The organism is Streptococcus sp. P25B114, assembly GCF_053010325.1.
The window spans coordinates 1-20,067 of the sequence record NZ_JBRKNW010000002.1; the positions used below are offsets into that span (position 1 = coordinate 1).

The window sequence follows — 20,067 nt, forward strand, 5'->3', positions numbered from 1 at the left end:
GTATTTAGGACGTTAAATGAGGTAATCGATAAACTTGAAGAGGTTATTCAAACCTTAACTGCTTATCAACTAAAATCAATTGTACATAGAGACTGGACTTCCGCTATTTTTGATTTTAACTGAGTATTACTTTCTTTGAGCTCGATCACCCACCTGTAGCTATTTTTTTGCGAGTAGGATTGAAGACAAAACTGGACATAGTCTTCAGTATCTTGGAGTGTCTGATGAGTTGGCCAGGTCAGATAGGTAGTCACCTTATCATCTGAAGTCCAGTTTTGGAATACTGATTCAACATCGCTTGCTTGAAAAGGGCGTAAAATCAGACGTTCTGTTTCTAAAATCTGAGTTCCTTTATGTTTCATCTCATTTCCTCCTCAACAATGCCTCAATCCAATCAGGTGCATAGGCAGAAGTACAGCCTTTTGGCACCTTCATATCCGCATAAACAGCCAACTTCTTACCGATTGCAAGGCCTTGTTCAAGGTAGTCAGGATAGGCAACTGCAATTTCTACCAAACATTGATTCATGGTCCATTGGATAAGCGTGTGAGCGGTTTGTAGATGATTGTTTATATAGTTTAGGGTTGCTTCGATTTCTTGATTTGAAGCTAATTTGCCGGCAAAGTATTTGGCGCGGAGGAACCAACCTAGGCGTTGAAAAATAGCATGGTCTTTGGCAAGCAAGTATTCTTCCCAATCCTTGCTGTCTTTTCGTTTGCTGAGAATGATGGAAGCCAGCTTATCAAGCACATTGACCGAAATTTGTTCATTGAGGCAATTCTCTAGGTCAGCTTGGGGAAGCTGGTCAGGCTTAGTCTTAGCCAGTTGAATAGCTAGGTATTGAGCTTCTAGGACACCTGTTTTCCAGAGTGGAGCAAACAAGTCCAATCGATTTTTATAAGCCTTGGCAATACCAGAAATGGCACCCATGGGAACGCCGTAGTAGGGCTGGATTTCCTGAGTTTTAGCATAGCGCTTGAGGGTACCAGCGTGACTAGCGTCTTCTAACTTTTCTAAAATTTCTTGAATAATTGTGTTCATAACATCTCCTAAAAAAACTGGATTGCTCCAGTTTTTCTTATCTTACAACAAGCCACGCTCACGATACCAAACATCCGGTGTCCAGACCCATTTTCTGCTGTAGCTGTCGAGCAAGTCGAAAGCGGCATCAGGTCCCATAGAACCGGCAGGATAGGTGTGAAGGGGGACTTGGTTGGTTTTCCAAAGTTCGACCACACGGTCAATCAAAGTCCAGCTGGCCTTGACTTCTTTCCAGTGGCTGAAGTTGGTCGAATCGCCATTCAAGACATCAAAGAAGAGTTTTTCGTAGGCCTCTGGCGAATTGCCCAGCGCTGTCGCATTGTGGCGGAAATTGAGTTTGGCAGGTGTAAGCGCAAAGCTTGAGCCAACTTCCTTACCATTGATGGTCAAGGCAAATCCTTCGGTCGGCTGGATGTAGATGGTCAATACATTGGCCTCAGATGGCTCGCCGAAAATATCTTCCGTATGCTTGAAGGTAATGGTCACACGGGTACCTTTTTCAGTCAGGCGTTTCCCTGTGCGGAAGAAGAATGGTACGTCGCGGAAACGGTCTGTATCAACAAAGAACACACCGCCTGCAAAGGTTTCAGTTTGCGAGTTTTCAGCAATATTTGGCTCGTCGAGATAAGAAATGTAGTCCTTACCGTCGATGCTACCCGCAGCATATTGTCCGCGAATGAAGTTGCGTTTGAGTTCTTCGTCCGTTTGCTGACGCAAGTTTTGGAAAACCTTGATTTTCTCAGCACGAACGTCTTGTTCCTTAAAACTAGCGGGCTTGTCCATTGCTAGCAAGGAAAGAACTTGAAGAACATGGTTTTGAACCATGTCTTTTAAGGCACCAGAATGGTCGTAGTAGCCCCCACGGTCTTCAACGCCGATAGATTCTGCAAAAGTAATCTGCACATTGTCAATATATCGGCGGTTCCATACATGCTCAAAAATAATATTGGCAAAGCGCACGGCAAAGATATTTTGCACCATTTCCTTGCCTAGATAGTGGTCGATGCGGTAAATCTGGTCTTCGTCGAAGGCATTAGCCAGTTCTTCATTGAGCTTGGTTGCTGTTTCAAGGCTGGTACCGAATGGTTTTTCGATAATCAAGCGCTCAAAACCTTTACCGTTGACAATTTGCTCAGATTTAAGATGCTTAGCAATGGTTCCGAAAAATTCTGGCGCCATAGATAGAAAAAAAATCTTGTTATCCTGAGTGTCGTATTGCTGACCCAAATCTTCCTGCAATTTGCGCAGGGCAACATAATGCTCCGTATCGTTGACATCATGGCTTTGATAGTAGAAATGGCTGGCAAATTCGTGAGCTTGACGTGGTGTATCTGGTAAATCTTCCAAGGATTCGATGACAATCGATTCAAAATATTCCTTGGTCCAAGGACGGCGAGCAGTTCCGATAATGGCGAAATTTTCAGCCAAGTGTCCAGCCTTGTAGAGGCGGAAAAGTGATGGATAGAGTTTGCGTTTGGCGAGGTCGCCACTTGCACCAAAAATAGTAAATAATACGTGTGATGACATAGACAATTTCCAATCTGTTCAGTATAAAGTACATTATAGCATAAATTGTCAGAAAATTCACTTTTTCTTATTATTTTCTTCTTCGGAATCAATTTCTGGCTCTGGAAATTCGACTTTTTCCAGCTGATTAAAGGATGCAAATTCTTCCAGCATCTTATCCAAATCATCTTGTCGTTTGTATGTTATAGCCATACGGCACCTCCATCTTTTTGTCGCTCATTTATCTTCTTTTGCGTCGTTAAGTCATCTTGCCGTATTCTGCGAATAATACTTGCTGTCGCAAGTCTTATTTCAAACCTTGCTCAGCTCACAGGACTATTGAAGCAAATACTAAAAGCAAACTGAATGACTTTGTCCTCATTATACTTTTTTTACCAAAAAATATCAAAATAATGGATAGTCATCCTGATTCAGAGCTTGCTTTAATAACTGGTAAAGGTCTGGATTTCGGCAATAAATGTGGTAGGTGACGCTTGCCTCGTCGTCAGTAAGAGGAATGACCACCCGTTCCTTATCGGTCTTCACTAGGTTGGTCGTGAAGTGGGGTAGGGAAGAATTGGCGACCAGCTCCTGAAAGGCAAAGTCATTTTCCTGGACGAAAAATTTCGACTGGGGCATCTTGTCATAGCAAAGTTGTCTCCAAAAGCCCAGATTGGTCTTGAGCAGGAAATTGTAGCCGTTTATCTCCACGAAAGTTACAGCTGACCGCTTGGCTAGTTCATGGCCTTTTGGTACAGCTATGGCTAGCTCCTCTCTGGAAAACGGTAGAGTAGGCAAGTCAGAGAGGGACTGGTCAAAGGGTAAAATGGCGATATCACATTTCTCCTCCTGGAAAGTCTGTAAAATAGCCTGATTGTCCATGATTTTACTAGTCGGTATCATCTGAGGCATGACAGAAGCCACCAGAGGACTTAGTTGCCACAGGGGAGCAGGAGCACAAGAAAAAATGGTTATGCTCTGCAAACCCTGGTCAAAATCCCTGACATCCGCAATCAGATTAGAAGCTTGCTGTAAGAAGATTTTTGATAACTCGACAGCCTTCTTGCCCGTTTCATTAAGTGCAATCTTATTAGCGTTTCGGACAAACAAAGGCACACCGAAACATTCTTCGATATGTTGCATAGAACGACTTAGAGTAGGCGAAGAGAGATGAAATTCCTCAGAAACCTTAGCCAAGGTCCCGTATTTTTCAAAAGCAATCAGCTGTTCCAATTCAGTCAAGTCTAGCATGGTCCACCTCTAGTTTTCATATTATGAAATCTATATTTCTAAATAACTAGTGTACAAAAAAATTCAAAAGATGTAAAGTAGAATAGTAAACACAACTGAATGGAGGAAAAATATGGAATATTTTACTTTAAATAATGGTGTAAAAATGCCGGCAATCGGCTTTGGCGTCTTTCAAATTCCGAAAGAAGAAACAGTACAGGCTGTTCTGGATGCCATTGAAGTCGGTTACCGCAAGTTTGATACCGCCCAAAGTTACCAGAATGAAGAAGAATTAGGTCAGGCCTTGAAGGAATCAGGTCTACCACGGGAAGAATTTTTCCTAACAACAAAAGTCTGGTTATCAAACTACGGCTATGAAAAAACGCAGGCTTCTATCGAAATCAGCATGAAGAAGTTACAGACAGACTACCTAGACCTGGTCCTTTTACACCAGCCTTTTGGCGATTATTATGGAGCTTATAGAGCCTTAGTTGATTTGCAAAAAACTGGGAAAATCAGAGCTGTCGGCGTCTCAAATTTCTACCCAGACCGCCTGTCTGACCTAGTAGCCTTTTCTGACCAAGTGCCGCAGGTCAACCAGATTGAAATCAATCCCTTCTTTATCCAAGAAGACGCTGTTCAGAATATGAATGCGGAAAATGTGCTAGCAGAATCTTGGGGACCATTTAGGGAAGGACGTGACCAGATTTTTACGCATCCACCCCTGGTCGAAATTGGTCAAAAATATCAAAAATCAGTTGCTCAGGTCATTCTTCGATGGCTATTTCAAAGAGGAATTGCTTCAAACTGCAAGTCTGTCAAAAAAGAACGCATGGCAGAAAACTTCGCCATTTTCGATTTTGCCTTGACAGAAGACGACATAGCATCCATTCAGGAAATGGACACTGATACAAGTTTATTTATGGATCACAGAACTGTTGAGGCGGTAAAATTGTTCAAAGACTTTGTCGAAAGCAGAGGGATATAAATAGTACTTGAGGTCGGTTTAAATCGGCCTTTTTTCTACAATGTAAATCCTAGTTCATGGTATAATAGGTCTTATGAAGACAAGAATGACAGAATTAGTGGGTCTACTCAATCAGTATGCCAAAGAATATTATCAACTTGATAAACCAAGCGTGTCCGATGCTGAATATGACAAGCTTTATCGTGAATTGGTGGAATTAGAAAGTTCCCGCCCAGAACTGGTCTTGCCAGACAGTCCGACCCACCGTGTCGGCGGAAAAATCCTGGACGGTTTTGAAAAATACAGCCACGTTTATCCCCTTTTTAGCTTGCAGGATGCCTTTTCTCGTGAGGAGTTGGACGCCTTTGACCAGCGTGTCCGCAAGGAATTTCCAGGTGCCAGCTATATTTGTGAGTTGAAAATTGATGGTCTATCCATTTCCCTGACCTACGAGGCTGGCCAGCTGGTGGTCGGTGCTACCCGTGGAGACGGCAGTGTCGGTGAAAATATCACGGAAAACCTCAAGCGTGTGGCGGATATTCCGCTGACCCTGCCAGAGCCTATCGACATGACTGTTCGGGGCGAGTGCTACATGCCTAAGACTTCCTTTGAACGGGTCAATGCCCAGAGGCAAGAGGCTGGTGAGGCTGAGTTTGCCAATCCTCGTAATGCTGCTGCAGGAACTCTCCGCCAGCTGGATACAGGTGTCGTTGCCCAGCGTGGACTCGCGACCTTCCTCTACCAGGAGGCCAGTCCGACAGAGGCGACCAGCCAGTCGGAGGTCCTTGACAAGCTGGACAGACTTGGCTTTGTGACCAACCACGACTATCAGTTGGCGGCTGATATGGACGCTGTTTGGGCTTTTATTGAAAAAATGGCAGAGCAGCGAGACAGTTTGCCCTATGAGATAGACGGTATCGTTATCAAAGTTAATGATCTAGCTGTCCAGGAAGAATTGGGCTTCACTGTCAAAGCGCCCCGATGGGCGGTGGCTTATAAGTTCCCAGCAGAGGAAAAAGAGGCGGAAATCCTGTCTGTCGACTGGACAGTCGGTCGGACTGGTGTGGTAACACCGACAGCCAACCTCAGCCCAGTTCAATTGGCAGGAACCACTGTTAGCCGCGCCACACTCCACAATGTCGACTATATTGCTGAAAAAGATATCAGAATCGGCGATACGGTTATCGTCTACAAGGCCGGTGACATCATTCCAGCAGTCCTCAAAGTCGTGGACAAATACCGAAATCACCAAGAACCGATGCCAATACCAACTGCTTGTCCAAGCTGTTCAGGTGACCTGCAGCATTATGAGGACGAGGTGGCCCTACGCTGTATCAATCCCCTTTGCCCAAGCCAGCTCATGAGCAAGCTAGAGCATTTTGCCAGCCGAGATGCCATGAATATTGCCGGCTTGGGGACTTCGATTGTAGAAAAACTCTACCAGTCTGGTCTGGTACATGATGTGGCAGATATCTACAAGCTGACAGTTGAAGATTTGCTGACCTTGGAAGGTTTCAAGGAAAAATCAGCTGAAAAACTCTATCAGGCTATTCAGGCATCGAAAGACAATTCAGCGGAGCGCTTGCTGTTCGGCTTGGGCATTCGCCACGTTGGTAGCAAGGCTAGTAAGATTTTGCTGACGGCCTTGGTTGATTTGGAAAATCTGGCGCAGGCTGACTTAGAAACTATTTCTGGCCTAGAAGGTTTGGGACAGGTCATCGCCCAATCGCTGGTAACTTATTTCTCTAGCGAAGGTGCACAGAAATTGCTGAGCGAACTGAAAGAAGCCGGTGTCAATCTAGCCTATTTAGGTCAACAAGTAGCGACGGATGCAGCTTTATCTGGCATGACGGTTGTCTTGACAGGTAAGTTGGAACGGATGAAACGCAGTGAGGCAAAGGCCAAACTGGAGGCTTTGGGTGCTAATGTAGCTGGCTCTGTTTCCAAGAGAACCAATCTAGTCGTCGCTGGCGCAGATGCTGGAAGTAAGTTGGCCAAGGCCCAAGAATTAGGAATTGAAATAAGAGACGAGGTCTGGTTAGAGAGCCTCTAAGGAAATCATGGAAGAACAAAAACGTGCAAGATTGATTTATAACCCGACCTCGGGACAAGAAATCATGAAGAAAAATGTAGCAGAAGTGCTGAATGTTTTGGAAGGATTTGGTTATGAAACCTCTGCCTTTCAGACTACTCCAGAAAAAGATTCAGCTAAAAACGAGGCTAGACGGGCAGCCCTGGCTGGATTTGACTTGGTCATTGCTGCTGGTGGTGACGGCACTATTAACGAAGTAGTCAATGGCATTGCTCCGCTTGAAAAACGACCTCGTATGGCGATTATTCCAACGGGAACGACCAATGACTATGCCCGTGCCCTAAAGGTTCCACGGGGGAATCCAGTTGAGGCAGCCAAGTTGATTGGAAAAAATCAGACCATTTTAATGGATATTGGTCTGGCTAAGAACGTGAAGAACGGCTATTCCCAGGAGCATTACTTTATCAATATTGCTGCCCTGGGCACCTTGACTGAATTGACTTACAGTGTGCCTAGCCAGCTCAAGACCATGTTTGGTTACCTGGCCTATGTGGTCAAAGGGGCAGAGTTATTGCCGCAGGTCCAGTTTACACCGGTTCGTGTCCAACATGACAAGGGGATTTTTGAAGGGTCTGTCTCCATGATTTTTGTGGCCCTGACCAATTCTATCGGAGGCTTTGAGCAAATTGTACCGGATGCCAAGCTAGATGACGGCAATTTTACCCTACTCATGGTGAAAACAGGCAATCTCTTTGAAATTCTACATCTGATTCGTCAGGTCTTGGACGGTGGCAAGCATGTAGATAGCAATTTGGTCGAGTATATCAAGACCAGGAGCTTATCTATCAAGCACTTGGACAATTCCAGTCGCCTCTTGCTCAACCTAGATGGAGAGTTTGGTGGAGATGCTCCGGTCCATTTATACAATCTGGCCAATCATATCGAATTCTTTGCGGATACGGACTTGGTTTCAGACCATGCTATTACCCTGGATTCTGAACAAATCAATCGTGAAAAAATGGCACAGCGATTTATTGAGGAAACAAATCATTTTGAAGTGTCAATTAAATAGGAAGAAAGGACAAAAGTGTCTTTTCTTTTTGATTAATTAAAGCGAATTAAACGCTTCCAATGACGGTATTTTCTTGACAAATAGATGTTTTAGGAGTATCCTTACATGGTATTAAAATTTTAAAAGGAGAATTCGTTATGAATTTAGGCGCATTGGCTTTAGGTTTAGCCTGTCTTGGTGTAAGTATTGGTGAGGGACTGTTGGTAGCTTCTTACCTTAGTTCGACTGCACGTCAACCAGAAATGCAAAGCAAGTTAATGGCTGGTGTATTCTTGGGTGTTGCCTTTATCGAGGGAACGTTCTTCGTAACCTTGGCTATGATGTTTGTCTTGAAATAGTAGAAAATAGAGAAATAGAAAAGGGGGGAACCTCCATTGGAAGAACATTTAAGTCCAACCCTTACCCTTGGTCCCATAACCTTTGACCTGACCATGGTATTGGTTTCTATTATAACCATTTCCGTTATTTTCTTACTTGTTTTTTGGGCCAGTCGTCGAATGGAACTGAAGCCAAAAGGAAAACAGAATGTTTTGGAGTACGTGTATGAACTAGTTATCAATTTTACTAAGGGAAATTTGGGTGATGAAAATGCAAAACGCTATGCACTTTTCTTCTTTACAGCCTTCACATTTCTTTTGGTTGCCAATAACCTTGGTTTGATGACAAAGATTGAAACCGCTCAAGGACACAATCTATGGACCTCTCCAACAGCCAATATGGCCTACGACTTCGGTCTTGCTACCATTGCAACGGTATTTTGTCATGTCGAAGGTATTCGTCGTCGCGGATTTAAGGAGTATTTGAAAGCATTTGTAACGCCATGGGCTATGACTCCAATGAATATTTTGGAAGAAGTGACCAATCTGGCTTCTCTTGCACTCCGTTTATATGGGAATATCTATGCGGGGGAAGTACTGGTTTCTCTCCTCTTGCAATTATCTCAAAAAGGCGCCTTCGTTTATCCTATCGCATTTGGCTTAAACGTCATTTGGACAGCTTTTTCTGTGTTCATCTCCTGCTTGCAATCCTATGTATTTGTCATGCTGGTGTCTATGTATTTGAACAAGAAAATTAGTGGTGAGGCAGAGTAAGAAAGGGAATATGAAAAGATGGTAACACTTATTGCAATGCAATCAAGTACAGTTTTGGGGAACTTTATTCTGGTAACAGCATCTTTTGCTGTCCTACTCGTCTTAATTCGCCTATTTGCGTGGGACAAGATTACTGGAATTTTTGAAGAACGTGCTACTAAGATTGCCAATGATATTGATAGTGCGGAAGAAAAATTAACGCAGGCTTCTAAGCTTGTACAACAGAGAGAAGATGAGTTGGTTCAAGGCCGTATCGAAGGTCAAAAAATCATTCAAGATGCTGTTGAACGTGCAAAATTAGAGAAGAAGCGCTTGTTGGAACAAGCTGATGTTGAAATTCAAGGTTTGAAACAAAAGGCTCAGCTTGAAATCGAGGCAGAAAGACGCGAAGCTCAAGAAAACCTGCATGTACAGGTAGCGGAGTTGGCAGTTGATTTGGCTGGAAAGATTATCTTGGAAGATTTGGACCAGCAGGCCCATAGTCAATTGATTGATCGTTATTTGGATAAACTAGGAGACAAGTAGATGAACGCTAGAGAAAATGCCCTGGTGCAAAAGTATGCTCTATCATTTGCTGAAAAAGTTAGTGATCATGAAGAGATTTGGGAAATGTATGACCAAATTTCAGCCTTGATTTCCATTATTCATGATAGTAAGCTCAATCGTCTCTTGTTGTCAGCGACTGTTTCTAAAGAAGAGAAGGCTGAATTCGTTCGGACTGTGCGTCAGTCCAGTTTTTGGCAAATCAATGACCTTATCGAAGATGTGATTCGAGATGGGCATGCTGATTTGCTCCTGGAAACGCTGGAACGTGCTCAGCTACAAATTAGTAAGTTTAAAAATGAATTTGAGGCCCATGTGGTTTCAGTTTATCCGCTGACAGAAGAACAAAAAGAGCGTCTTCGTCGACTGGTAGAAACACGTTTTTCTCTTCGTGTTCGTAGTATTGTTGAAGAGCTTAATAATACTTTGATGGGGGGCTTTATTGTGACGGTCAACCACAAGGTCATTGATGCCAGTGTACGCAGTCAGTTGAATGACGTTAAGAAAAAACTTTAGAAAATAGAAAGTGGTGTTCTTTTGGTGATTAATGCACAAGAAATTAGCGCTTTACTAAAACAACAAATAGAGGGCTTTCAGCCTGATTTTGACTATACTGAGACAGGTGTAGTGACCTATATCGGTGACGGAATTGCTCGTGCTCAGGGTCTAGATAATGCCATGAGTGGCGAGCTTCTGATTTTTGAAAACGATACTATTGGTATGGCTCAAAACTTGGAGACCAATGACGTTGGTATCATCATTCTCGGAGATTTTACAGACATCCGTGAAGGCTCAGTGGTCCGTCGGACTGGTAAAATCATGGAAGTACCGGTTGGTTCAGGCTTGATTGGTCGGGTTATCAATCCGCTCGGTCAACCAGTTGATGGCTTAGGAGAAATCCGTACAACAAAGACACGTCCAGTTGAATACCCAGCTCCCGGTGTTATGCAACGTAAATCTGTTACAGAGCCTTTGCAAACAGGTTTGAAAGCCATTGATGCCTTGGTACCAATCGGTCGTGGCCAGCGGGAGTTGATTATCGGTGACCGCCAGACGGGTAAAACGTCTGTAGCCATTGACGCCATTCTCAACCAAAAAGGCCAAGATATGATTTGTATCTACGTGGCCATTGGTCAGAAGGAATCAACGGTTCGTACACAGGTAGAAACCCTTCGTCAGTACGGTGCTTTGGACTACACAATTGTTGTAACAGCCTCTGCATCGCAACCTTCTCCGCTCTTGTTCTTGGCCCCTTATGCAGGTGTTGCTATGGCGGAAGAATTTATGTACGAAGGCAAGCACGTTTTGATTGTCTATGATGATTTGTCAAAACAAGCGGTAGCTTACCGTGAATTGTCTCTCTTGCTCCGTCGTCCTCCAGGTCGTGAGGCCTATCCAGGGGATGTATTCTACTTGCACAGTCGCTTACTAGAGCGCTCGGCTAAGGTATCTGATGAGTTGGGTGGAGGATCGATTACAGCTCTGCCATTTATCGAGACACAGGCAGGAGACATTTCAGCCTATATCGCAACCAACGTGATTTCTATTACCGATGGACAAATTTTCCTCAAAGATGACTTGTTCAACTCAGGTATTCGTCCGGCCATTGATGCAGGTTCTTCTGTATCGCGTGTCGGCGGTTCGGCTCAAATCAAGGCGATGAAGAAGGTGGCTGGTACTCTCCGTATCGACCTTGCATCTTACCGTGAATTGGAGGCCTTTACGCAATTTGGTTCGGATTTGGATGCGGCTACGCAGGCTAAACTCAACCGTGGTCGTCGTACAGTCGAGGTTCTCAAACAACCATTGCACAAACCATTACCTGTTGAAAAACAAGTCTTGATTTTGTACGCCTTGACTAATGGTTATTTGGATTCAGTGCCGATTGATGATATTTTGACCTTTGAAGAAGAATTGTATGCTTATTTTGATTTGCATTACGATAACCTCTTGGAAGTTATTCGGTCAACAAAGGATCTTCCAGATACAGATGAGTTGAATGCGGCCATTCAAGCCTTCATAGACCAGTCTGTCTTTAAGTAAAGGAGTGAAATATGGCAGGTTCTCTCAATGAAATCAAGTCAAAAATTACATCAACTAAGAAAACCAGTCAAATCACAGGTGCCATGCAGATGGTTTCGGCCTCAAAATTAGCTAAGTCAGAGCAACTAGCCCAATCCTTCCAGATTTACGCTAGCAAGGTTCGTCAGATTACAACGGACTTGTTGCATGGTGAATTGGTTGCATCTGATACTAGCCACCCTATGTTGCTCCGCCGTCCGATTCAAAAATCAGGCTATATCGTCATTACATCCGATAGTGGCCTCAAAGGATCTTATAATTCTAGTATCCTGAAGGCTGTTATGGGCATGATTGATCAAGATCATGACTCACCGGATGAGTATGCCATTATTGCTATCGGCAGTATGGGTGCGGATTTTTTCCGTGCGCGTGGCATCAATCCTGTCTTTGAATTGCGGGGAATTGCTGATAATCCTAGTTTTGAAGAAGTTCAAAAAATCATTTCCAAGTCTGTTGAAATGTACAAAAATGAACTGTTTGATGAATTGTATGTTTGTTACAACCACCATGTCAATAGCTTGACCAGTCAGGTTCGTGTGCAGCAGATGTTGCCAGTAGAAGATTTGGACTATCATGAAACAGATGGTTACACAGCTACCTTTGAGTTAGAGCCAAATCGTGAAGTGATTTTGGAACAGCTCTTGACCCAGTATGCAGAATCAACCATTTATGGTGCTATTTTGGATGCTAAGACGGCTGAGAATGCGGCTGGGATGACAGCTATGCAAACTGCGACAGACAATGCAAAAAATGTCATCAATGATTTGACCATTCAATACAACAGGGCTCGTCAGGCTGCAATCACGCAAGAAATTACAGAGATTGTAGCAGGCGCATCAGCCCTTTAGTAGTTTTACTCGGACAAATCAAATTTCAGTAGACGACTAGATAGGAATCTAGTTTGTGTTTGATTGATTTGGGTAAAGAATAGAAATAGAGGAAATAAGATGAGTTCAGGCAAAATTACTCAGGTTGTCGGACCCGTTGTAGACGTTGCGTTTGCAGCTGAGGACAAACTCCCTGAGATTAACAACGCACTGGTTGTATATAAAAATGATGACTCCAAACAGAAAGTTGTGCTTGAAGTTGCTTTGGAGTTGGGCGATGGTGTTGTTCGGACTATCGCTATGGAGTCGACAGATGGTTTGACTCGTGGTATGGAAGTCTTGGACACCGGGCGTCCCATTTCTGTGCCAGTTGGTAAGGAAACCTTGGGTCGTGTTTTCAACGTTCTTGGTGATACCATTGATTTGGATGAGCCTTTTGCAGAAGATGCAGAACGTGAACCGATTCATAAGAAGGCACCAACCTTTGATGAATTGTCTACATCCAATGAAATCTTGGAGACAGGTATCAAGGTTATTGACCTCTTGGCCCCTTATTTGAAAGGTGGTAAGGTCGGTCTCTTCGGTGGTGCCGGGGTTGGTAAGACAGTTCTTATCCAAGAATTGATTCACAACATCGCCCAGGAACACGGTGGTATCTCTGTATTTACCGGAGTTGGCGAACGGACCCGTGAGGGAAATGACCTTTACTGGGAAATGAAAGAGTCTGGCGTTATTGAAAAAACAGCCATGGTCTTTGGTCAGATGAATGAGCCACCTGGTGCACGGATGCGTGTCGCTCTGACTGGTTTGACTATTGCGGAATACTTCCGTGATGTTGAAGGTCAGGATGTTCTCTTGTTCATCGACAACATTTTCCGTTTCACGCAGGCAGGTTCAGAAGTTTCGGCCCTTCTCGGTCGGATGCCGTCTGCCGTTGGTTACCAACCAACTTTGGCGACAGAAATGGGTCAATTGCAGGAACGGATTACGTCAACGAAGAAAGGTTCGGTTACTTCTATCCAGGCGATTTACGTACCAGCTGATGACTATACGGATCCGGCTCCAGCAACAGCCTTTGCCCACTTGGATTCGACAACTAACTTGGAGCGTAAATTGACCCAATTGGGTATCTATCCAGCCGTTGATCCGTTGGCATCGTCATCTCGTGCCCTGGCTCCTGAAGTTGTAGGAGAAGAGCACTATCAGGTAGCAATGGAAGTCAAACGTGTCCTACAACGCTACCAGGAATTGCAAGATATCATTGCCATTCTCGGTATGGATGAATTGTCAGATGAGGAGAAGACCTTGGTTGGTCGCGCTCGTCGTATCCAATTCTTCCTATCACAAAACTTCAACGTTGCCGAGCAGTTTACTGGCATGCCAGGTTCTTATGTACCGGTTGAGGAGACTGTCAAGGGCTTCAAGGAAATCTTGGATGGTAAACATGACCATTTGCCAGAAGATGCCTTCCGAAATGTTGGTTCCATTGAAGATGTCGTTGCCAAGGCTGCTAAAATGAGATTTTAGAGGTGGCTTATGGAACAAATGACTGTTCAAATCGTGACACCTGATGGTATCAAGTATGACCACCATGCTGCTTTTATTCTGGTTAAAACTCCTGAAGGAGAAATGGGTATCTACCCTGGCCACGAAGAACTGATTGCTGTACTGGAAATTGATGAAATCAAGGTTCGTCGTATTGACGATGAAAACCACGTTGACTGGATTGCTGTCAACGGTGGTATTATCGAGGTAAATAAAAACCAGATTACGGTCGTTTCGGATTCTGCTGAGCGGGAGCGGGACATTGATATTAGTCGGGCTGAACGGGCTAAATTGCGGGCCGAGCGTGAATTGCAAGAAGCGCAGACGACCCAAAATGCTGACTTGGAGAAACGGGCGACCGTTGCCCTCCAACGGGCTATCAACCGTATCCGTGTAGGGAAACACTAATAATAACTAGGAGACTGGACTTAAGTTCGGTCTCTTTCCTTTTTTCGTGGTATAATATCCATACCTCTCCGAGCAGTCCAATCTATTAATTCGTGGAGCGAGCTGTTTTTGCTCGCTCCTTTTATATCTCCCCGATAAAGCGGTAATGTAGCTCAATCTGAACTTGTCGAGATTTTCCGTGACCTGTTGGCTGGTGGACGACAATTTTGTCGATGAGTTCGTTCACGATTTGAGGTGTGAGTTTTTCGAGCTTGGTATAGTTTCGAATGGTCCGCAAGAACCTTTCGATATTACCAGCCGACTCAATCTCGCCATCCAGCACCTCTCGACTTTCGTGGATTTGCTGAGTTAATTGTGCTTGCTCAGCTTCATAGCTGTCACAAAGTTTCTTGAACCGTTCATCGCTAATATCGCCAAGAAGTTGCTTTTCATAAAGCTTTTGGATGATGGTATCCAATTCCTCAGCCCGCTTTTCGGCTTTGAGAAGTGTCTTTTTAAGGCTGGTCTGCTTCTTGCTTTCCTGAATATCGAACTTAGCCTTCAGTTTTTCGAGCAGACTTTCTTCGCTTAACTCAAGCGTCGAAATCATCTGGTTAAGGTCGCCGAGGATTAGCTCCTTCAAAACCTCTTTTCGAAGATAGTGCGAACATTTGTAATGGTCAAGGTTGGTATCCTTCTTTTGTTGTGGGCAAAATGTCAATTTATGTCCATTCTCGCAGAAAACCAATCCTGCGAAAATGTTCTCGTGTCCAGGTTTGTCCTTCCATTGATCTCGTCGCACAACTCGCTTGTGTCCAAGCATTTTTCGAGCCAAGGCAAAATCTTCCTTCGAAATAATCGCTTCGTGCGTATCAGGGAAAATCAGCCAATCTTCTCGAGGTCGCAAGCGATGCCCACGGTGCTTGTAAGAAATCTTCGAAGTCTTGAGGTTAATAGTCGCCCCTGTATATTCTTCTTTTTCGAGCATCTGGCAAATCATCTGGCTCTTCCAGTGATAAGGGTCGCTTTCTAAAACTCGATAATTCGAAACGCCCAACTTCTTCTTATAATTAGCTGGAGTGAGAATTTTATCTTTGCGAAGTCCATTCGCAATCGAAGCGATAGGTTTTCCCGAAAGATACTCCTCAAAAAATCGCTTCCAATATGCTATAATATAGTTAAAACATAAATCCGAAGAGAGCTCTCTTCCTTAGTTATGAATATAACTAAGGAATCCTATCAGCTCCTTCGATGAAAAAAGTTGAGAGGAAGACCAAGGTTATGAAGCAAGAACTGGAGCGACTGCTATCGCAGAAGGAAGAATTTTTAGTAGAAGGCGCGCTAAACAAGAATAAACTGGCAGAACTAGCAAGGCGGTACGACCCGACGCTCCTGAATCTTTTGATGAGCGCCCCGACTATTTCAAGTCATTTCTTCAGCACGCTTGAAGAAGGCGTTTTGGTTTTCAAAAAGGATGTTTTCCTACAATTTCTAAACAACAAGGAGTTCTTGCCTGATAGCTTTACCGCCTACAAGACCAAGATTGGCTTAGCGACTAGTGACAACAAATACCTGTCTGAAAATAATGAAGTCGTCCTCAATTTCCCTTATAAGGACTGTGTATTAGAAGGAGGTCAGACCAAGGAGGAGGCCAAGCGTCAAGAGATTTTCTTTAATGAAACGCTGGCGCCGACGGAAATTAATCGCCTGTTAGATGATAAAGTCTTAACCAACTTCAAACGATTTGACGCTGATGGTGAGCATGAAGTGACGGAGCTCAACGACACCGACAACCTCATCATCAAGGGCAATAATCTCATTGCTCTGCATAGCCTGAAAAAGCGTTTTGCAGGAAAGGTTAAGTTGATTTATATTGACCCACCGTATAATACAGGAAATGATAGTTTTGGTTATAATGACAGTTTTAACCATTCAACCTGGTTGACTTTTATGAAAAATCGATTGCAGGTTGCGAGAGAATTGTTGTCGGTAGACGGTTCGATTTTTATTCAAATAGATTCTTTCGAACAAGCTTACTTAAAAGTTTTAATGGATGAGATTTTTGGTGCTGAAAATTTCAGAAATACAATAACATGGAAACGTAGAGGGGGAAGTGCCAATCCATCAAACCAACTTAATAATGTCGTTGAATGGATATTGTGGTATGTCAAAGATTATCGAGAAATGGACTACACTCCTGTCTATTCTCTGAATGACGATAACACTCAGAAGTATATAAAAGAAAGATTTACATTTACAGATGAATTTGGGCGTAAATTTATGAAATCTCCTATTCAAAGCCCTAATTATCGAGAGAATTTGATTTATGATTATAAGGGATATAAGACGCCTAAAAAAGGTTATTCAATTTCAAAAGAGGTTATGGAAAAATGGGATAAAGAAGGTAGATTAGCATTTCCTGATTCGAAAGACAAAAATATAAATAGAAAAATATTTCTCGATGAATACAAAGGGCAGCCTATTAATTCACTATGGACAGATATTTTCGTTATAAATCCAATGTCATCTGAGCGTTCTGATTTTGGTGCTGGTCAAAAACCAGAAGCTCTTTTGAAAAGAATATTTGAAATGGTGACAAAAGAGGGGGACATCGTCCTCGACTACCACCTCGGCTCGGGGACTACTGCAGCCGTCGCTCACAAGATGAACCGTCAGTATATCGGTATTGAACAAATGAACTATATCGAGACGGTTTCTGTGGAGCGTTTGAAAAAGGTGATTGATGGCGAGCAGGGCGGTATTTCCAAAGACGTCAATTGGACTGGTGGCGGTTCCTTCGTTTATGCAGAATTGAAAAATGACGCACAGGATTTCAAGGAGGCGATTTTGAAGGCAACCACAACCGAGGAGCTACTGGAATTATTCAATAAGGCGAAAACGTCGTCCTTCCTGTCTTACCGTGTTGACCCTAAAAAATTGAAAGAATCTGAGTTCAAAGAACTGAGTTTGGCAGAACAAAAGCAAGTTTTGGCGGAAATTGTAGATAATAACAATCTCTACGTGAATTTTAGCGACATGGAAGACCAGACTTATGGTATTTCTCCGCAAGAAAAAGCTCTCAACCGAGCATTTTACGGGGAGGAGTAAGCATGGAATTTCTATACGAAATCTACAACATGGCAAGTGCTAACGGCTTTGTCGACTTCAAGGAGAAAGTTCCAGCTGAACTTGAGAAAAACCTCAAATACCCTCTTCGTACTTACCAGAAGGAAGCTTTGGGGCGGTATTTGCACTACAAGGAAGACGTGAAAAATTTCTTGAGTCCAGAACATGTCCTATTTAACATGGCGACGGGTTCGGGCAAGACTCTTCTCATGGCGAGTCTCATTCTTGAAAAATATCAGCAAGGGGAACGTAACTTCATCTTCTTTGTTAATAATGATAATATCTTGACGAAAACCCGTGATAACTTTTTGACAGCTGGAGCAAGCAAGTATCTATTTGCGGAAAAAATCGTGCTTAACAATCAAGTCGTACCTGTACGAGAAGTCACCGATTTTTCGGATAGCGACCCGAACGCTATTAACATTGTCTTTACGACGATTCAAAAACTCCATCAAGATTTGAATACGCCACGAGAAAATCGACTTTCTTATGAACAGTTCGAAGATATTTCAGTCGTGCTTTTAGCCGACGAAGCCCATCACCTTAATGCAGGATTGAATGCTGGAGAGAAGAAGGATAACACCAGCTGGACGTCAACCATCGAGAACATTCAAAAGACGGCTAAAAAGTCTAGCCTATTAGAATTTACGGCAACTATTGACCTAAATAACAAGGATATTGCCCAGAAGTACGAAAAGCACTTGATTTATAAGTACGACCTGAAAGAGTTTCGTTTGGACAAATACTCCAAGGATGTCCTCTTTCATCTGGTGGATAGCGACGTCTCGGCACGCATGCTTCAAGCTATTCTCATCAGCCAATTCCGCAAGAAAATTGCTCTAAAAAACGGTATTAACTTAAAGCCATTGGTTATGTTCAAGTCACAGAAGATTGCAGAGAGCAAGGGCAATTTGGATAGCTTTTTGGAAATGCTGACGAATCTGACTGTGCAACAAATTGCAAGTCAGCGTGAGTTAGCTCAAGACGGCATCTTGAAACAAGCTTTTGACTTTTTGGCTAAGTCAGGAATATCAGATGAAGACTTGATAGCGGAGTTGCAAGAAGATTTTCGCCTCGAACGCCTGCTTTTGATTGATGGAAAAAATAAAACCAGCAATAGCTTGGTGGAATTAAATACACTTGAAAATCATGAAAATGAAATCCGTGCCATCTTTGCCGTGGATATGCTCAATGAAGGCTGGGACGTGCTGAACCTCTTTGATATTGTCCGCCTTTACGACACTCGTGACGGTAAAGTCACCAAGAATGGCTTTGTGGCAGGTTCTACCACCAATGCTGAAAAACAGTTGATTGGACGTGGCGCTCGTTATTATCCATTTGTATTTGGCGACAATTCAGACGAGAAATTCACTCGAAAATTCGATGAAAATGAACTTCATGAATTGCGTGCCATTGAGCAACTTCATTATCATTCTGCCAATAACCCACGCTATATTTCCGAACTCAAGCAGGTCTTACGTGAGTCTGGTATTTACGATGACCAAAATTTGGTAGAACGTGAACTTCGCTTGAAAGACAGTTTCAAGAAGACTCGCACTTATACAGACGGGCTTGTTTGGATGAATAAGCGTTTAAGTCGAAAAGAGTTGGCTGAGAAACAGCAACTTTCCTTGTTGGATGATTCCATCATTCCGACTCGTTTTGAGGTGAGCTTGCCAACGCAATCATCCCGTGATTTTGGCGCTTTTGAAGGCGAGGATATTGTCTTAGTCTCGGAAGATATTGTCAGTTTGCCTTACAAATTCGGTAAGAAAATTGAGCCAAACATTATCCGAACTGCTATCAATCGAAATAAGGCCTACACCTTCGAAAACCTCATCAAGGCTTTTCCTGGTATAGCAAGCCTTGATGGTTTTATCGGCATGTTGAAAAACATTGACTTGATTATCGGGGGAGACAAAAAGGCGATTGATAAACTTAGCCAAGAGCATAAACTCTTCATCGCTGAAAAACTTTTGCACTATATCGAAAAAGACTTGGTGGCGCTGGAAGAAAGATTTTATGGCTCGAATGAATTTACAGCTTATAAAATTCAAGACTTGTTTGAAGCCAATATCAAGCGGAAGTTTACAGTTAATCAGGGAAGCGATGCGGAGTTCGGACTGTCTCAGAAAAACCGCACAGAAACCCAGTATTTCGAGGATTTAGACGCTTTTGATTGGTATGCTTATGATGACAACTTTGGAACTGACGAAGAAAAGATGTTGGTTCGAGTTATTAAGGAGTTGATGGCAGACCTGGAAGAAAAGTGGACAGATATTTATCTGCTCCGCAACGAAAAAGCTGTTAAGATTTATAGCTTCGAAGACGGTCGTGCTTTCGAACCCGATTTTCTGATGTTTGCTAATGACAAGAAAACGGGAAATGTCTCGTGGCAGATTTTTATCGAACCAAAGGGCGGACAATTCTTAGATAGTGACAATACTTTTGAGAATAGCAATGAAGGCTGGAAACAGAAATTCCTTCTGCAAATATCTGAACGGGACGAAGCTAGAACTTTGGTTGATGATGACCGCTATCGCATTATTGGCTTGCCGTTTTATAATCATGCGGTGAGCGAGGAATTGGTGAAGGAAGAGTTGAGGAGGTTGTAAATG

At 43.3% G+C, this 20,067-nt stretch carries 19 protein-coding genes; 13 read left to right on the forward strand and 6 right to left on the reverse strand.

The genetic code is table 11. The annotated features are described in order from the left end of the window. Positions 1 to 65: 65 nt before the first annotated feature. The 5 genes from ACVC7T_RS01230 to ACVC7T_RS01250 all read right to left on the reverse strand — a co-directional run bounded on the left by ACVC7T_RS01230 (position 66) and on the right by ACVC7T_RS01250 (position 3,798). Entirely contained in the window at positions 66 to 362 is a 297-nt protein-coding gene (locus ACVC7T_RS01230) for a GNAT family N-acetyltransferase (protein WP_447262333.1), read from the reverse strand. 1 nt (position 363) lies between these two features. Then, positions 364 to 1,041: a DNA alkylation repair protein gene (locus ACVC7T_RS01235; protein WP_105160066.1), complete on the reverse strand. Its 678-nt coding sequence runs from the start codon at positions 1,039 to 1,041 to the stop codon at positions 364 to 366. 42 nt (positions 1,042 to 1,083) lie between these two features. Further along, positions 1,084 to 2,568, reverse strand: a complete 1,485-nt coding sequence (gene zwf / locus ACVC7T_RS01240) for a glucose-6-phosphate dehydrogenase (protein WP_105160067.1) — start codon at positions 2,566 to 2,568, stop codon at positions 1,084 to 1,086. Positions 2,569 to 2,625: 57 nt separating this feature from the next. Continuing rightward, positions 2,626 to 2,760, reverse strand: a complete 135-nt coding sequence (locus ACVC7T_RS01245; protein WP_269089458.1) for an SPJ_0845 family protein — start codon at positions 2,758 to 2,760, stop codon at positions 2,626 to 2,628. A gap of 192 nt (positions 2,761 to 2,952) precedes the next feature. Then, positions 2,953 to 3,798 (reverse strand): LysR family transcriptional regulator, encoded by an 846-nt coding sequence (locus ACVC7T_RS01250; RefSeq protein ID WP_105160068.1) that lies wholly within the window; start codon positions 3,796 to 3,798, stop codon positions 2,953 to 2,955. Between the two features lie 112 nt (positions 3,799 to 3,910). Between ACVC7T_RS01250 and ACVC7T_RS01255 the strand changes: the two genes are divergently transcribed. The 11 genes from ACVC7T_RS01255 to ACVC7T_RS01305 all read left to right on the forward strand — a co-directional run bounded on the left by ACVC7T_RS01255 (position 3,911) and on the right by ACVC7T_RS01305 (position 14,344). Then, positions 3,911 to 4,765: an aldo/keto reductase gene (locus ACVC7T_RS01255; protein WP_105160069.1), complete on the forward strand. Its 855-nt coding sequence runs from the start codon at positions 3,911 to 3,913 to the stop codon at positions 4,763 to 4,765. Positions 4,766 to 4,838: 73 nt separating this feature from the next. Next, positions 4,839 to 6,797 (forward strand): NAD-dependent DNA ligase LigA, encoded by a 1,959-nt coding sequence (gene ligA / locus ACVC7T_RS01260; protein WP_447262334.1) that lies wholly within the window; start codon positions 4,839 to 4,841, stop codon positions 6,795 to 6,797. Between the two features lie 7 nt (positions 6,798 to 6,804). Next, entirely contained in the window at positions 6,805 to 7,848 is a 1,044-nt protein-coding gene (locus ACVC7T_RS01265; RefSeq protein WP_447262335.1) for a diacylglycerol kinase family lipid kinase, read from the forward strand. A 137-nt stretch (positions 7,849 to 7,985) separates the two neighbouring features. Continuing rightward, positions 7,986 to 8,186: a F0F1 ATP synthase subunit C gene (locus ACVC7T_RS01270; protein ID WP_105109681.1), complete on the forward strand. Its 201-nt coding sequence runs from the start codon at positions 7,986 to 7,988 to the stop codon at positions 8,184 to 8,186. 36 nt (positions 8,187 to 8,222) lie between these two features. Continuing rightward, positions 8,223 to 8,939 carry a F0F1 ATP synthase subunit A gene (gene atpB, locus ACVC7T_RS01275; protein ID WP_105160070.1) on the forward strand — a complete coding sequence of 239 codons (717 nt, stop codon included), beginning with the start codon at positions 8,223 to 8,225 and terminating at the stop codon, positions 8,937 to 8,939. 18 nt (positions 8,940 to 8,957) lie between these two features. After that, positions 8,958 to 9,464, forward strand: a complete 507-nt coding sequence (gene atpF, locus ACVC7T_RS01280) for a F0F1 ATP synthase subunit B (RefSeq protein ID WP_105111675.1) — start codon at positions 8,958 to 8,960, stop codon at positions 9,462 to 9,464. Continuing rightward, positions 9,465 to 9,998 carry a F0F1 ATP synthase subunit delta gene (locus tag ACVC7T_RS01285; RefSeq protein WP_105160071.1) on the forward strand — a complete coding sequence of 178 codons (534 nt, stop codon included), beginning with the start codon at positions 9,465 to 9,467 and terminating at the stop codon, positions 9,996 to 9,998. A gap of 21 nt (positions 9,999 to 10,019) precedes the next feature. Beyond that, the gene (gene atpA, locus ACVC7T_RS01290; protein ID WP_447262336.1) at positions 10,020 to 11,525 is read left to right on the forward strand and encodes a F0F1 ATP synthase subunit alpha; all 1,506 of its coding nucleotides are present in this window, start codon (positions 10,020 to 10,022) and stop codon (positions 11,523 to 11,525) included. Positions 11,526 to 11,536: 11 nt separating this feature from the next. Continuing rightward, positions 11,537 to 12,412, forward strand: coding sequence for a F0F1 ATP synthase subunit gamma (locus tag ACVC7T_RS01295; protein WP_105111678.1), 876 nt, complete (start codon positions 11,537 to 11,539; stop codon positions 12,410 to 12,412). A gap of 99 nt (positions 12,413 to 12,511) precedes the next feature. After that, complete coding sequence (gene atpD, locus ACVC7T_RS01300; protein WP_105111679.1) at positions 12,512 to 13,918, forward strand: F0F1 ATP synthase subunit beta; 1,407 nt, start codon at positions 12,512 to 12,514, stop codon at positions 13,916 to 13,918. A gap of 9 nt (positions 13,919 to 13,927) precedes the next feature. Further along, positions 13,928 to 14,344 (forward strand): F0F1 ATP synthase subunit epsilon, encoded by a 417-nt coding sequence (locus ACVC7T_RS01305; RefSeq protein WP_105111680.1) that lies wholly within the window; start codon positions 13,928 to 13,930, stop codon positions 14,342 to 14,344. A 121-nt stretch (positions 14,345 to 14,465) separates the two neighbouring features. On the opposite strand, the gene ACVC7T_RS01310 is transcribed toward ACVC7T_RS01305, so the two are convergent. Further along, positions 14,466 to 15,497 carry a DUF4368 domain-containing protein gene (locus ACVC7T_RS01310; protein WP_447262382.1) on the reverse strand — a complete coding sequence of 344 codons (1,032 nt, stop codon included), beginning with the start codon at positions 15,495 to 15,497 and terminating at the stop codon, positions 14,466 to 14,468. Positions 15,498 to 15,604: 107 nt separating this feature from the next. Here ACVC7T_RS01310 and ACVC7T_RS01315 point away from each other — a divergent pair, with 107 nt between their 5' ends. Together ACVC7T_RS01315 and ACVC7T_RS01320 are read left to right on the forward strand one after the other, a co-directional pair. Further along, positions 15,605 to 17,431 (forward strand): DNA methyltransferase, encoded by a 1,827-nt coding sequence (locus ACVC7T_RS01315; RefSeq protein ID WP_447262337.1) that lies wholly within the window; start codon positions 15,605 to 15,607, stop codon positions 17,429 to 17,431. Between the two features lie 2 nt (positions 17,432 to 17,433). After that, a complete protein-coding gene (locus ACVC7T_RS01320; protein ID WP_447262338.1) occupies positions 17,434 to 20,064 on the forward strand; it encodes a DEAD/DEAH box helicase family protein in 2,631 nt (876 codons plus the stop codon). Positions 20,065 to 20,067 lie beyond the last annotated feature (3 nt).

Coding starts and splice junctions, on each gene's coding strand:
- ligA (WP_447262334.1), top strand. CDS start 4,839: ATGAAGACAAGAATGACAGAATTAGTGGGTCTACTCAATCAGTATGCC.
- ACVC7T_RS01245 (WP_269089458.1), bottom strand. CDS start 2,760: ATGGCTATAACATACAAACGACAAGATGATTTGGATAAGATGCTGGAA.
- ACVC7T_RS01230 (WP_447262333.1), bottom strand. CDS start 362: ATGAAACATAAAGGAACTCAGATTTTAGAAACAGAACGTCTGATTTTA.
- ACVC7T_RS01320 (WP_447262338.1), top strand. CDS start 17,434: ATGGAATTTCTATACGAAATCTACAACATGGCAAGTGCTAACGGCTTT.
- ACVC7T_RS01255 (WP_105160069.1), top strand. CDS start 3,911: ATGGAATATTTTACTTTAAATAATGGTGTAAAAATGCCGGCAATCGGC.
- ACVC7T_RS01305 (WP_105111680.1), top strand. CDS start 13,928: ATGGAACAAATGACTGTTCAAATCGTGACACCTGATGGTATCAAGTAT.
- ACVC7T_RS01250 (WP_105160068.1), bottom strand. CDS start 3,798: ATGCTAGACTTGACTGAATTGGAACAGCTGATTGCTTTTGAAAAATAC.
- zwf (WP_105160067.1), bottom strand. CDS start 2,568: ATGTCATCACACGTATTATTTACTATTTTTGGTGCAAGTGGCGACCTC.
- ACVC7T_RS01235 (WP_105160066.1), bottom strand. CDS start 1,041: ATGAACACAATTATTCAAGAAATTTTAGAAAAGTTAGAAGACGCTAGT.
- ACVC7T_RS01295 (WP_105111678.1), top strand. CDS start 11,537: ATGGCAGGTTCTCTCAATGAAATCAAGTCAAAAATTACATCAACTAAG.
- ACVC7T_RS01285 (WP_105160071.1), top strand. CDS start 9,465: ATGAACGCTAGAGAAAATGCCCTGGTGCAAAAGTATGCTCTATCATTT.
- ACVC7T_RS01270 (WP_105109681.1), top strand. CDS start 7,986: ATGAATTTAGGCGCATTGGCTTTAGGTTTAGCCTGTCTTGGTGTAAGT.
- ACVC7T_RS01265 (WP_447262335.1), top strand. CDS start 6,805: ATGGAAGAACAAAAACGTGCAAGATTGATTTATAACCCGACCTCGGGA.
- atpD (WP_105111679.1), top strand. CDS start 12,512: ATGAGTTCAGGCAAAATTACTCAGGTTGTCGGACCCGTTGTAGACGTT.
- ACVC7T_RS01315 (WP_447262337.1), top strand. CDS start 15,605: ATGAAGCAAGAACTGGAGCGACTGCTATCGCAGAAGGAAGAATTTTTA.
- atpF (WP_105111675.1), top strand. CDS start 8,958: ATGGTAACACTTATTGCAATGCAATCAAGTACAGTTTTGGGGAACTTT.